General features: G+C 72.8%; 8 protein-coding genes. 3 read left to right on the top strand and 5 right to left on the bottom strand.

The features are described from left to right. Positions 1–184 precede the first annotated feature (184 nt). Positions 185–1,789, top strand: a complete 1,605-nt coding sequence (locus DY218_RS03350) for an acyl-CoA carboxylase subunit beta (RefSeq protein ID WP_128554376.1) — start codon at positions 185–187, stop codon at positions 1,787–1,789. Between the two features lie 13 nt (positions 1,790–1,802). On the opposite strand, the gene DY218_RS03345 is transcribed toward DY218_RS03350, so the two are convergent. After that, positions 1,803–3,056: a DUF4032 domain-containing protein gene (locus DY218_RS03345; protein WP_128554375.1), complete on the bottom strand. Its 1,254-nt coding sequence runs from the start codon at positions 3,054–3,056 to the stop codon at positions 1,803–1,805. 138 nt (positions 3,057–3,194) lie between these two features. Beyond that, positions 3,195–5,021 carry an ATP-binding protein gene (locus DY218_RS03340; RefSeq protein WP_158573966.1) on the bottom strand — a complete coding sequence of 609 codons (1,827 nt, stop codon included), beginning with the start codon at positions 5,019–5,021 and terminating at the stop codon, positions 3,195–3,197. A gap of 246 nt (positions 5,022–5,267) precedes the next feature. Here DY218_RS03340 and DY218_RS03335 point away from each other — a divergent pair, with 246 nt between their 5' ends. Next, positions 5,268–5,843 carry an O-methyltransferase gene (locus DY218_RS03335; protein ID WP_128554373.1) on the top strand — a complete coding sequence of 192 codons (576 nt, stop codon included), beginning with the start codon at positions 5,268–5,270 and terminating at the stop codon, positions 5,841–5,843. Between the two features lie 6 nt (positions 5,844–5,849). On the opposite strand, the gene DY218_RS03330 is transcribed toward DY218_RS03335, so the two are convergent. The 3 genes from DY218_RS03330 to DY218_RS03320 form a co-directional block, all read right to left on the bottom strand. Continuing rightward, the gene (locus tag DY218_RS03330; protein ID WP_128554372.1) at positions 5,850–7,985 is read right to left on the bottom strand and encodes a SpoIIE family protein phosphatase; all 2,136 of its coding nucleotides are present in this window, start codon (positions 7,983–7,985) and stop codon (positions 5,850–5,852) included. Further along, positions 7,982–10,576 (bottom strand): ATP-dependent Clp protease ATP-binding subunit, encoded by a 2,595-nt coding sequence (locus tag DY218_RS03325; protein WP_128554371.1) that lies wholly within the window; start codon positions 10,574–10,576, stop codon positions 7,982–7,984. Before DY218_RS03325 ends, DY218_RS03330 begins: the two co-directional genes overlap by 4 nt. Positions 10,577–10,743: 167 nt before the next feature. After that, a complete protein-coding gene (locus DY218_RS03320; RefSeq protein ID WP_128554370.1) occupies positions 10,744–11,061 on the bottom strand; it encodes a LysE family transporter in 318 nt (105 codons plus the stop codon). 445 nt (positions 11,062–11,506) lie between these two features. Here DY218_RS03320 and DY218_RS03315 point away from each other — a divergent pair, with 445 nt between their 5' ends. After that, positions 11,507–13,144, top strand: a complete 1,638-nt coding sequence (locus DY218_RS03315) for a sigma-70 family RNA polymerase sigma factor (RefSeq protein ID WP_233521336.1) — start codon at positions 11,507–11,509, stop codon at positions 13,142–13,144. Positions 13,145–13,175: the final 31 nt, after the last annotated feature.

Below are 13,175 nucleotides of genomic sequence, written 5' to 3'. Positions count from 1 at the left end.
CTGGTTCAGCTGGGCCGAACCGGTGACGGCGGGGCGGCGACCGGCCGGGACGACAGGACGCGCCGGTCTCCGGTGGCCGGCTCGACCAGGCGGGCGGTGGCGCCGGCCCGCCACGGATGCCGCCGTGGTCCGGCCGACCGATCATGGGGAGATCCGTCCACGCCCTGTCGCAGCTGGAGGTCGTATGGCCACCGTGGAGGAGCCCGTCCGCCACCACCGTCCGAGTCCCTGGAGGCCTCAGGAGCCGGCCGACGATGCCGCCCCCGACGTCCGCAGCCGCGAGGACCGCATCGTGCGCTGCTGCGCCCCCGTCAAGGGCGAGCGGGCCGCCCGTCCTGGCGCGACGGCCCGTGAACGCCTCGAACTGCTCCTGGACGAGGGGTCGTTCCACGAGACGGAGGCGCTGGTTCAGGACCGGGGAACCGAGGTCGGCTCAGCGCTCGGCACGCCGCACTCGGACGGTGTGGTCACCGGCTGGGGCCTGGTGTCCGGACGTACCGTCTTCGTCTACGCACACGACCCGGGCGTCTTCGAGGGCACTCTCGGCGAGACCTCGGCGGCGAAGGTGCACAAGGTGATGGACCGGGCCCAGCGCCTTGGCGCACCGCTGGTGAGCGTCTGCGACGGCGCCCGGGTCCCGGTGCTCGAAGGGGTCGGGGCGCTGGCCCGGCACGGCGGCATCATGCGGCGCCACGCCCGCGCCTCGGGAGTGATACCGCAGATCAGCGTGGTACTCGGACCCTGCTCCGGCACCGCGGCCTACTCACCCGCCCTCACCGATTTCGTGTTCATGGTGGACGGTACGTCCCAACTGGCCGCGGCCGGACCGGCGCAGACCGCGTCGGCCACCGGAGTCCGCACCTCCCTGGAGGACCTCGGCGGCACACTGATCCACGCGCACACCACGGGGACGGCCGGCTTCTCCTACCCCGACGAGCGGAGCTGCCTCACCGACGTCCGCCATCTGATCGGCCAACTCCCTGCCAACAACACCGAGTTGCCGCCCTGGACGCCGAGCGGCGACACACCGCAACGGCGCTGCGAGGCCCTGCTCGACCTGGTCCCCACCGACCCCGGCGAGCCGTACGACATCCGGCCGGTGATCCGGGAGATCGCCGACGCGGACTCGTACTTCGAGGTGCACGAGGCGTGGGCGCCGAACGTGGTCTGTGCGCTGGTCCGGCTCGACGGCGAGGTCGTCGGCGTGGTGGCGAACCAACCCGGCGTGCAGGCAGGGGCGTTGGACGCCCGGGGCGCGCAGAAGGCGGCCCGCTTCGTGACGACCTGCGACGCGTTCAACATCGCCCTGGTCACCCTCGTGGATGTGCCGGGCTTTCTACCCGGGCCCGATTCGGAACGCGACGGGGTCCTGCGCTGCGGCGCCCAACTCCTCTACGCCTACGGCAATGCCGCGGTCCCCCGGGTGTCCGTGGTCCTCCGCAAGGCCTACGGGACGGCGTACCTCGTGATGGACTCGCGCTCCGCGGGCGCGGATCTGGCCTTCGCCTGGCCCGCCAACGAGATCGCCGTGACCGGCGCCGAGGACGCGGCCGATCGCGCCTTCAGCGCCGGCATCGAGGGCTCCGACGACCCGGACGCGACGCGTGAGCACCTCGCCAAGCAGTACCGGGCGGAGTTCATGCACCCCTACGACGCGGCGGAGCGCGGCCTGATCGACGAGATCATCGACCCGGTCGACACCCGCAGGGTGCTGATCGACTCACTCGCGGCGCTGCACCGCAAGCACGCCGATCTGCCGCTGCGCAAGCACGGCAACCCGCCGCTGTGAAGCCGGCCCGGGGTCAGTCGCCGTCCTCCACGGGATCATCGCCGGCCTCCGCTCCCCCGCCCGCGACCGTACGCACATAGTCGTCGGCGGCCGCCTCCAGACCGATGTCGTGCTGCGCCCGCTCGGACAAGTACCAGCGGTGCTCCAGGAGTTCGTGGTAGAGCTGCGCCGGGTCCAGGCGCTGCGGCACCCGGTCGCGTACGGCGCGTACAGCGGGTCGGAAGACGTCGCGCACCCAGCGGTGGGCGAGCACCTCGGGACGTGTGCCGAGGCCGGCGTCGCGGGAGCCCGGTGCGGCGTAGTCGTCCTGGGTGGCCATCCAGCTCTCCAGGTCGTTCAGGAGCCGGCGGGCCTGGTTCTCCTCCGCGTCCAGGCCGGTCAGGCGCAGGAGTTGGCGCTGGTGGTGGCCCGCGTCGACGACCTTGGGCACGAAGGTGACGGTGTCCCCGTGGTCGGCGTGCTCGATCTGCATCTCGGCGACGTCGAAGCCCAGGTCGTTGAGGCGCCGGATGCGCCGTTCCATGTAGTGGTGCTTGCCCGCCGGGTAGACCGAGGTGCGGGTCAGTTCGGACCACAGGGCCTCGTAGCGCTCGCTGATCTCGGTGCCGAAGCGGATCGGGTCGATGGCCGGGTGCAGGGCTCCGGCGGCCTCCAGATCGAGCATCTCGCCACTGATGTTGACCCGGGCGAGATCGATGTCGTACGCCCGCTGCCCGTCGCTCAGGCCGGTGTGCAGCTCCCCCGTCTCGGCGTCCACCAGATATGCGGCGAAGGCGCCGGCGTCCCGGCGGAAGAGGGTGTTGGACAACGAGCAGTCGCCCCAGGCGAAGCCGCCGAGGTGCAGGCGTACGAGCAGCACGGCGAGCGCGTCCATCAGGCGGTGCACGGTGCCCGGGCGCACGGTCGTCTCGAACATGGACCGGTACGGGATGGAGCCGTCCAGATGCCGGGTGATCAGTACGGGCTCGAGGTAGGAGCCGTCGGCCGCGGTCCGTCCGGTGACCACCGCGAGCGGGTCGACGGACGGGATGCTCATCCGGTCGAGGGTGCGCAGGAGTTCGTACTCGCGCACGGCGGGACGTTCGGCGATCTCCTTGACGACCACCACCTCGTCGCCGGCCCGCACATGCCGCACCACATGCCGGGAGATGCCGCGCGGCAGAGGGACCAGGACGTCGTCGGGCCATTCCTCCAGCGGAGTCTGCCAGGGCAGGTCGAGCAGCAGCCCGGGATGCTCCGGGTTCGTGGCACTGATCTGCAAGGCCATGGGGTGTCCGGCTCCTGTGCTCGGGCGTACGGCTGGGGCGGCTGAGGTGAGGCCGGGGCGACCGCGCGCCCTTGCTCCGTAGTGTCACACCCCGCCTCCGGACGCGGGTGGGGTGGTCGTGGTCGCCGGCGCCGTGTGTCAGGGGCGGCGGCGCAGTTCGGCCGGGTGCCGGGAGGCCGGCCGGGTGCGGGCCAGGTGCGGGTGGTCGCCGCCGAGGCCGAGGGCCAGCGGTTCGAGCCGGGCGCAGAGGTCCTGGTAGCCGTGGTGGCGGGCGGCCTCCTGGGCGGTCAGACAGGCCCGCCAGGCCGCGGCGGGCCTGCCGCGGCGCTGGTGGATCACGGCCCGGGCGTGCAGCAACTGCGCCTGCGCCCACGGGTCGCGGTCCGGATCGACGGCCTGCTGGGCGCGGTCGGCGGCGTAGGCGGCCTCGTCGAGGAGCCGGTCCTCGGCGAGCGAGAGAGCGAGCCGGGCCCAGCCGTGGCCGACGCCGGGGGCCGCGCTGTGCGGCGGTGCTCCCCCGCGAGCCGACGGGTCGGCGGTGCGCAGGAACTCGCGGGCCGCCGTCCAGTCGCCCTGCCGGCGCGCGTGCTCGGCCTGTGCCACCTGGGCCGCGGCGAAGAGTCCCCCGTCGCCGCTGACCACGGCGGAGCGCCAACTCCCGTCCAGATAGGGGCGGGCGGGCCGCCCGGCGGCCAGCGCCAGATGCGCGGCGAGGGTGAGCGCCTCGGCATGGGTGCCCCAGAGCCGGCCGTGCGCCGTCAGGTGGCGCCGCAGCAGGTCGAGGCCGGATTCGGCGCGTTCCTGGGTGAGCCACCAGAACCACAGATCGACGCAGATCCCGAGCAGCGCCACATCTCCGTCCGGGCTGTCCTCCGGTGCCTCGCCGGGGTGTTCCAGTGCGGTGTCCAGGAGCGGCCAGTCTCCTTCGACGGTGCGCAGGGCGCGGCGGTGCTGGCCCGTGTCCCAGAGATGACGGGCGTGGACCGCGATGTTCTGGGCGCGCAGGCGCAGTCGGTGCCGCGCCTCGTCGTACTCACCACGGGCCCGCAGCTGTCGGACGCCCCAGGCGCGGGCGGAGGCCGTGAGCCGGTAGCGCGGCGCGGTGACGGCGCCGGGGTCGCGGTCGGCGATGAGTGTCGAGACCAGATTGAGCCGGGCCACGGCGGACGGCACCCGTGCGGGCGGGCAGGCGCCGGCGTCACCCGCGAGGGTCTGCGCGGTGGCGAGGTCGAAGGTGGCCGGGAGCACGGAGAGCCGGGCCCAGACCGTCCGGTCGCCCGGGTCGAGGAGCCGGGCTCCCGCGTCCTCGGCGGCGAGCATCGAGGTGTGGCGCACCGGGCCGTCGCGAGGACCGGAGCCGGCGGCCAACAGCAGGGCCAGCGGGTTGTGTTCGAGCGCCGCGCCGAGGGCGGCCCGCTCCGCGGGGTCGGCCGCCGCGGCCGGGATGTTCTTCGCCGCGCACAGGTCCGCGGCCTCCTCGGGGGCGAGGACACCCAGGCGCAGAATGGTTTCTTCGCCGAGCCCGAGCGGACCCCGCGAGGTGACGAGCACCCTCAGGCGGGGCAGCCGCATCAGCAGGTTCTGCACCAGGCGGGCCAACGGCAGGCGGACCGGGTCGACATCGTCGAGGAAGAGCAGACAGCGGCGCCCCCGCAGCGCCCCGGCCAGCGCTTCCAGATCCGCTTCCGCACCCAGGCCGGCCGCCGCGCACAGGCCTTCGAGGGCGCCCCGCTCGGTGCCGGAATCCCACCAGCGTGCACGCAGCAGACGGTCCCTCTTCCAGGTCCGGGAGACGGTGTCGGCGGCCTCCTCGGCAAGCCGGCTCTTCCCGACCCCCGCCGGTCCGGTCACGGTGGTCAGCCGTGCCCTGCCGAGCAGCGCGCGGAGCCGGTCGCGCTCCGCAGCACGTCCCACCATCTGCCCCGGGCCCGTACGCCGTTGCCCTGCGCCCTTGCGCGTCGCCATCCCGTCCCCGTCGTTCCGCCAAGGTGAAGCCTTTCTGCACCGGACATGGTGGGAGACGGTCGCCTCCCGGACGTCAGGACCAGGTGCCGGTTCACTCGATCGGGGGTCCCTGGCCGAGTTTCCCGCACGGGTGCGGGCGAAGGCACCTATGAGACCGTGCCCGTACGAGTCCGGGGCCCTGGCCGTGCGTGCCGTACGACCCCTGGGACCCGGCCGCCGGGCCCGGTACGTTGGCGCCCTGTGGACATGAACCTGCTGCATGCGCTCCATCGGGAGGGCGTCGAGCACGACGCCGCGCAGAGCGACCGGCTGCTGCGCCGCCGCAATCTGGAGCCGGAGTCGGCCGCCTTGCTGTCCGTCGTGCTGCGGGCGGCGGGGACCCGGCGGATGGCCGAGATCGGCACCTCCAACGGCTACTCGGCGATCTGGTTCGCCGACGCGCTGCGCGCAGCCGGCGGCGATCCGCTGCTCAGCGTCGATCTGGACGGCGCCGCCCAGCGCGCGGCCGCCGCCAATCTCGTACGGGCGGGCCTGGCCGACCACGTGGAGCTGCGTCGCGCCGACGGCGGCGAGGTACTGCGCACGCTGCCGGACGCGGCCCTGGACGCGCTGTTCCTCGACTCCGAACGGACCGAGTACGCGTCCTGGTGGCCGCATCCGCGCCGGGTGCTGCGTCCGGGCGGACTGCTGATCGTCGACAACGTCCTGTCACACCCCGACGAGGTGGCCGACTTCGTTCAACTGGTCGACGCGGACGAGGAGTTCGGCGCATCGACGGTGACCGCCGTCGGCAAGGGCCTGCTGCTCGCCGTACGTGGATGACACCCCTCAGTCGGGTGGCAGGGCGATCTCGCACCAGACTCGCTTGCCGGTGCCGCGCGGCTCCACACCCCAGGAGTCGGCGAGTTCCTCGATCAGCATCAGACCGCGCCCGGAGGTCGACTGGTCGGTGGTGGCGATACGCCGCGGCGAGGCCGGCGAGGTGTCGCTGACGGCGAGTCGCACCGCGCGCCCGCTGCTGGTCGGGTGTGCGGTGAGCACGGCGTGTCCGTCGGTGTGCAGCAGTGCGTTGGTGCCGAGTTCGCAGGCCAACAGCTCGGCGGTGTCGGCCAGTTCGTCGAGCGACCAGCGCCCGAGGGCCTTGCGCAGGGCGGCTCGCGCGGTCCGCAGGGAGTCCGGATCGGCGCGGGTCAGGCTCAGCTCCACGGTCGGCAGCCGGTCCGGGTGCCGCCGGTCGCGGTGCAGCACGAGCAGGGCCACGTCGTCCTCCTCGCCGGTGAAGGCGCCCATGGTCTTCAGGAGGTGGTCGGCGAGCTCGCCGGGTTCCTGCGGGCCCGCCCGCAGCGATTCGAGGAGCCGGGTACGGCCCCGGTCGAGGTCCTCCGTACGCGCCTCCACCAGACCGTCGGTGTACAGGACGAGCGTCGCGCCCGGCGCCAGGATCGTCTCGGACGCCGGGTACGGGGCCTGGGCGCCCATCGCCGCGACTCCGAGCGGCAGCCCGCCCGGAGTGGGCAGCCAGCCGCAGGACCCGTCCGGGCTGCGTACGACGGGTTCCGGATGCCCGGCCCGTACGGTGACGGTGAGGCCGGTGTGCGGGTCGACGATGGCGAGCAGACAGGTGGCGAAGCGGTCGGTGTCCAGGTCGGCGAGGAAGTCCGCCGCCCGGGCCATCACCGTGGTGGCGGGGTGCCCCTCCGCGGCGTACGCCCGCAGGGCGATGCGGAGTTGGCCCATCACGGCGGCCGCGGTGACGTCGTGGCCCTGGACGTCGCCGACGACCGCGGCGATCCGGCCGTCGGGCAGCGTGAGCGCGTCGTACCAGTCGCCGCCGATGCCGCCGCGGGCCCGGGCCGGCTGGTAGCGCGTGGTGAGGGAGAGACCCGTGATCTGCGGCAGCCGCCCGGGCAGCATGGCCGTCTGCAGGCCGGCGGCCAGCTCGTGCTCCTGGTCGTACAGGAGGGCGCGCTGCAGGGACTGGGCGATGACCTTGCCGAGCGCGGTCAGTACGGTCCGTTCGTCCGGGGTGAATTCGGCGCGGCCGTCGTAGGTGAGTCCGACCGAGCCGATCGGGATGTCCTGGGCGATCAGCGGGAGATAGACGGCGACCGCGGAAGGGGAGAACGAGTCGAGGTAGGGCGCAAGGCCCGGATAGCGCCGCCGGTAGTCGTCGCGCGAGCTGACGAACACCGGCTGCCGGGTGACGACCGGTTCGGTGAGCGGCAGCGGATCGGTGAGCCGGGAGAGGTGGAAGTCGCGGACGAGCACGGCCGGGCAGCCGTTGGAGCCGACGATCTCCAGATGCCCGTTGTCGACCAGGCCGAGCACGATGGTCACGGCGCCCAGGTGTTCCAGGAGGCTGCTGCTGGTGAGTGCCTGCGCCACGTCGTCCACGGTCACCGTGGGGGCGAGCGCGTCACTGACATGTCCGACGATGTCGGCCTGCCGGCGCCGCTCGTCGCGCGCCCGGCGCAGCTCTTCCGTCTGGTCGACGGCCCGCAGTTCCTGGCTGGCATCGCGGATGATGCCGATGACGCGAACGGGTGCGCCCTCCGGATCGCACTCCACATGCCCCTGGGTGTGGGTCCAGCGCAGCCGGCCGCCGGGCAGCCGGACCCGGAAGTACAGGCTGAAGCCGGTGCGGTCGCGCAGGCCGCGGCCCACCTGCTCCTCCACGGCGGGCAGTTCGACGTCCATCATGCGCTCGGCGAGGGTGGTGAGCCGTCCGTCGAACTCGCCGGGTCCGAAGCCCATCACCGCGAGCCCGGCCTCGTCGTAACGCATGGTGTTGCTCGCCACGTCCCAGGAGAAGCTGCCCATCCCGTTGGCGGCGAGCGCCACTTCGGGGCGTGGCGGGTCGATGTCGGAGGCGGCGTCCTGTGCGGCGCCCGCCGGGCCGGGCTGCTGTGGCGGGTGCGCGATCGCCTCGTCGCCGCGGTCGTCGCCTCCCGGTGGCCGGCTCATTCGGCGGGAGCGGCGCCGCTCCCGCCCGGCGAGGCTGCCGCGGGCTCGTCGACCGCCGCGCCCGGCGCCTGCTCCTGTTCGCTGTGCACCGTGCCCTGTTCGTCCTTCTCGCCGGGGCGTACGGAGCAGGTCAGGGCGTCGTCGACCACGTCGGCCACGATGGTGTCGCCGGGGCCGGCCTCGCCGGAGATCACCAACGAGGCGATGCGGTTGTCCAGTTCGCTCTGGATGGTGCGGCGCAGCGGCCTGGCGCCGAACTCGGGCTGATGGCCGTGCGCGACCAGGAGCTTCTTGGCCGCCTCGGTCACCTCGAGGTCCATACCCTGGGCGCGCACCCGGCGCCGGCTCTCGTCTAGCAGCAGTCCGACGATGTGCGAGAGGTCGTCCTGGGTGAGTCCGTGGAAGATGATGATCTCGTCGATGCGGTTGAGGAACTCGGGCCTGAAGTGCCCCCGCAGATCGGACATCAGGTCGTCCTTGATCTCCGAGACGTCGCCCTGGTGGGCCAGGATGCGATGGGCGCCCACATTGGAGGTCATCACGACGATGGTGTTGCGGAAGTCGACCGTGCGGCCCTGACCGTCCGTCAGGCGCCCGTCGTCCAGGACCTGCAGGAGGGCGTTGAAGACATCGGGGTGTGCCTTCTCCACCTCGTCGAAGAGCACCACGCTGTACGGCTGACGGCGGATCCGCTCGGTGAGCTGGCCGGCCTCGTCGTGGCCCACATAGCCCGGCGGGGCGCCGATCAGCCGCGACACCGTGTGCTTCTCCTGGAACTCGCTCATGTCGAAACGCACCAGGCGGTTCTCGTCGCCGAACAGCAACTCGGCGAGCGCCTTGGCCAGTTCGGTCTTGCCGACACCGGTGGGGCCGAGGAACAGGAAGGAGCCGACCGGCCGGTCCGGGTCGCTCATCCCGGCCCGCGAGCGCCGGACCGCCTCGGAGATGGCCACCACGGCCTCGTCCTGGCCGACGACCCGGCTGTGCAGCGCGTCCTCCAGTTTGAGCAGCCGCTGCTTCTCGTCCTCGGTGAGCTGGGCGACCGGGATGCCGGTACGCCGGGAGAGGATCTCGGCGATGTCGTCCGCGGTCACCTTCATCACGCCCTCGCGGCGCTCCGCGATGCCCGCGAGCTCCGACTCGGTGTCGGCGATGCGGTCCTTGAGCTCCTTGGCGCGCTCGAAGTCCTCGTGCGCCACCGCCTCGTCCTTCTCCCGCCGCAGCTTGGTGAGGGCGTCCTCGCGCTCCACGGCCTCGGTGGACCTTCCGAGCGAGCGCAGCCGGACCCGGGCGCCCGCGGTGTCGATCAGGTCGATGGCCTTGTCCGGCAGGAAGCGGTCGGTGACATACCGGTCGGAGAGGTCGGCGGCCGCCGCGAGCGCCTCGTCGCTGTATCGGACCTGATGGTGCGCCTCGTAGGAGTCGCGCAGTCCCTCCAGGATCAGTACGGTCTCGGCGACCGTCGGCTCGGGCACGGTGACCGGCTGGAAGCGGCGCTCGAGTGCGGCGTCCTTCTCGATGTACTTGCGGTACTCGTCGAGCGTGGTGGCACCGACCACGTGCAACTCGCCGCGGGCCAGGGCCGGTTTGAGGATGTTCCCGGCGTCCATCGAGCCCTCGCCGCCACCGCCCGCGCCGACCACGGTGTGCAGTTCGTCGATGAACAGGATCGTCGAGTCCGATGCGGCGGTGACCTCGTCGATGACGTTCTTGATCCGCTCCTCGAACTCGCCGCGGTACTTGGATCCGGCGACCATACCGGTCAGATCGAGCGCGACCACCCGCCGGTCGGCCAGCGAGCCCGGCACGTCACCGGCGACGATCCGCTGGGCGAGGCCCTCCACGATCGCCGTCTTGCCCACTCCGGGCTCACCGATGAGCACCGGGTTGTTCTTCGTACGGCGGGAAAGGATCTCCACCGTCTGCTCGATCTCCTCGGCCCGGCCGACCACCACGTCGAGGCGGCCCGCCTTGGCGTCGGCGGTCAGGTCCCTGCCGTACTCGTCGAGGGTCGGGGTTTCGCTCGCCGCCTTGCCGCCGCTCTGTCCTTCCGCACCGCCGGGCTCACTGGCCTCCTGCAGGATGGCGCGGGCGTCGACGCCGTGCGCCCGCAGCAGCTTGGCGGCCGCCGAGTCCTGGTCGGAGACGAGCGAGAGCAGGATGTGCTCGGGGCCGATGTACGACGTCTCGGCGGCCTGGGACATCGCGTGCGCGCGCAGCAGGCTGCGCTTGGCCGCCGGGGTGAGGTCCGGGGTGCCGGAGACCTCGGAGCCCTCGCCCGGCAGGACCTCGGCGATCTCCCGGCCGAGCCGGTCGGGGTCCACTCCGGCGCGCTGCAGCAGGCTGCGGGTCGGCTCGACCTGGGTGCACGCCCAGAGCAGGTGCTCGGTGTCGAGATCCATGCTGCCGTCGGATGCGGCGCGTTCCGCGGCCTTGGCCAGCAGGTCCTGCGCGGACTCGGTGAGCAGCCTGCCGATCGGCACCCGCTGCACCGCGGGCGGGGACGCCATGGGCGACGTACCGAAGAATCTGCTCAGCAGATCCCCGAAGGGATCGGACGAACCGTACGAACCGAAGGACGAGAGCGACATGGCCTGAGGCCTCCTTGAGACCGGGTCCTGCCCGAATGTGCAGGGCTGTGCGCCGCGTCCCTCGAGCCCCCGCGCCACGGCGCTTCCTTCACACCGAAACAGGACGGGGTGCGTCCCGCAACGCGAGGAGGTGTCCCGCGGCCGGGGCGCACCATGTGCGCGGCCGGTCACCCGTCCGTCACCTTGCCCGCGGCAAGACCGAGGATCAGCGCGCCGGACACGACGGCGGTGACACGTCTGCCGCGCGGCCCGGTGAGGAACCTGCCGAACACCGACCCGCAGCAGGCCAGGAACATCTGCCAGCCGGCCGACGCCGCCACCATCGCGACGAGGAAGGCGGCCGCCTCGGCGCCGCTCGCACCGGAGTGCGCCTGACGGCCCAGGATCAGGGCCACGCAGTAGAGGGCGGGCCAGGGGTTGAGCGCCGTGAAGCCCAGGAACATCAGGTACGAGCGGTGCAGTCGGTCCGGTGCCGTGCCGCCCACCGTGGCTCGCTCTCGCTCCGGCCGGTGCGCGCAGGCCGCTGCGGAGGATCCGTACGGCCATCGCGGCGAGGATCAGGAATCCGGTCCAGCGCAGCGGGCCCGCGTACGGCTGGATCGCGGCTCGCGGCGCTCGCGCGGGTGGCCGCGGGGCCTGCGTAGCGGCGCAGCCTCCCGCGCGGGCGGCTGCGGCCGGACGGCCCGCGCACCGAACTGTTGTACGGGCCCTCTGTGGGCAACGCGGTGCGCCCCTGGCAGACTGCCCGCCGTACGAGGCCGGATGCGAGACGGGTGCGCCGTACGAGAAGGCTGTGCCGTGCGAGGTGGCGGGGGCACCGTCGGCGGCTGCCGCAAGAAGGTGCCCCGATTCTTGTTATCCGGCCGGGCAGCGGACGTCTCCCAGGTGTCGAGGGAGCAAGCCCGAGCAGACAGAGGCAGGGGACGGCACGTGAACAGCGATCGTGACACCGCATTGATCAGGGCGGCACAGAGCGGCGAGCAGCAGGCCCAGGACCGGCTGGTGGCCGCGTATCTGCCGCTGGTCTACAACATCGTGGGGCGCGCCCTGAACGGCCATGCGGACGTGGACGACGTGGTCCAGGACACGATGATCCGGATGCTCGGCGGGCTGCCGAACCTGCGTGATCCGGACACCTTCCGCAGTTGGCTGGTCGCGATCACCATGAATCAGATACGGGGCCACTGGCGGGAGAGCAGGCTCGGCGCGATACCGCGCGGCGGCCTGCACGAGGCGCACGAGGTCGCCGACCCCGGGGTGGACTTCGTCGACCTGACCATCGTCCGGCTCGGCCTCTCCGGACAGCGGCGCGAGGTCGCGGAGGCCACCCGCTGGCTGGACGAGGACGACCGCGCGCTGCTCTCGCTGTGGTGGCTGGAGTCCGCGGGCGAGCTGTCCCGGGCCGAGGTGGCCGCCGCGCTCGAACTGTCCGCGCAGCACACCGCGGTACGGGTGCAGCGGATGAAGGCGCAGCTGGAGACCGCACGGGTGGTGGTCCGTGCGCTGTACGCGACTCCCCGATGCGTGCTGCTCTCCGATCTGGTCGAGGGCTGGGACGGCAGCCCCTCCGCGCTGTGGCGCAAACGCATCGCGCGGCATGCCCGCGACTGCACCGCCTGCTCGGGCCACTGGTCCGGCCTTGTGCCGGCCGAGGGCCTGCTGGTCGGCCTGGGACTCGTACCGGCGCTGGCTGCGGGCGGCCACCTGGCGGCCGGCGGTACGGGGCCGGTGGACACGGTGCCTACGGCCGGGTCCAATCCGGCGGGTCCGGGCGGCGACTACCCGGATGCGGCGGCTCCGTACTCGGACACGGCCGCCTCGTACGACGGCCCCGCCGCCGGACCGTCCCCGCACCGGCGCAGGTCCGGACATGGGCGGCGCACCGCCGCGGTGGCCGCCGTCGCCGTGCTCGCGGCCGCGGGCGGTGCCGTGTATCTGTCGACCCTGCCGGGCCAGGACGACGGCGAGCGGGACACGGTCGGTGCCCGCTCCGCGACCCTGCCCGCGGACACCCCTCGCAGCCCGGAGTCATCGCCCACCAGGACGTCGAAGAAGCCGTCGCCCAAGCCGAGCAAGTCCTCGGCGAAGCCGTCGCCGAAGCGGACCGAGGCCAAGCCGTCCGCGAAGCCGAAACCGAAGCCCGAGCCGAAGCCCACCCGTACGGCCGCGCCCGCGCCCGTTCCGAACGGCAAGGTGGACCAGGTCGTCGCCCTCGTCAACACCGAGCGCGCCAAGCAGGGTTGCGGCCCCGTGACGGCCAACTCCACACTCCACGAGGCGGGTCGTCGCCACTCCGCCGACATGGCGGCCCGCGACTTCTTCGACCACACCAACCCGGACGGCAAGGACCCGGGCGACCGCATCACCGCGGCCGGCTACCGCTGGAGCACGTACGGCGAGAACATCGCCCGCGGACAGCAGACCGCCGCCCAGGTGATCGAGGGCTGGATGAACAGCGAGGGCCACCGCGCGAACATCCTCAACTGCTCCTTCAAGGAGATCGGCATCGGCATCCACGACGGGTCCGGCGGCCCGTGGTGGACCCAGGTCTTCGGCGCGAAACTCTGACGCACCGCCGGACCGCCCGGCCTACGCTTCG

The sequence above is a fragment of the Streptomyces triticagri genome (assembly GCF_003429565.1).
GTDB classification, from domain to species: Bacteria; Actinomycetota; Actinomycetes; order Streptomycetales; family Streptomycetaceae; genus Streptomyces; species Streptomyces triticagri.
This window is presented reverse-complemented; position numbering and strand designations above follow the sequence as displayed.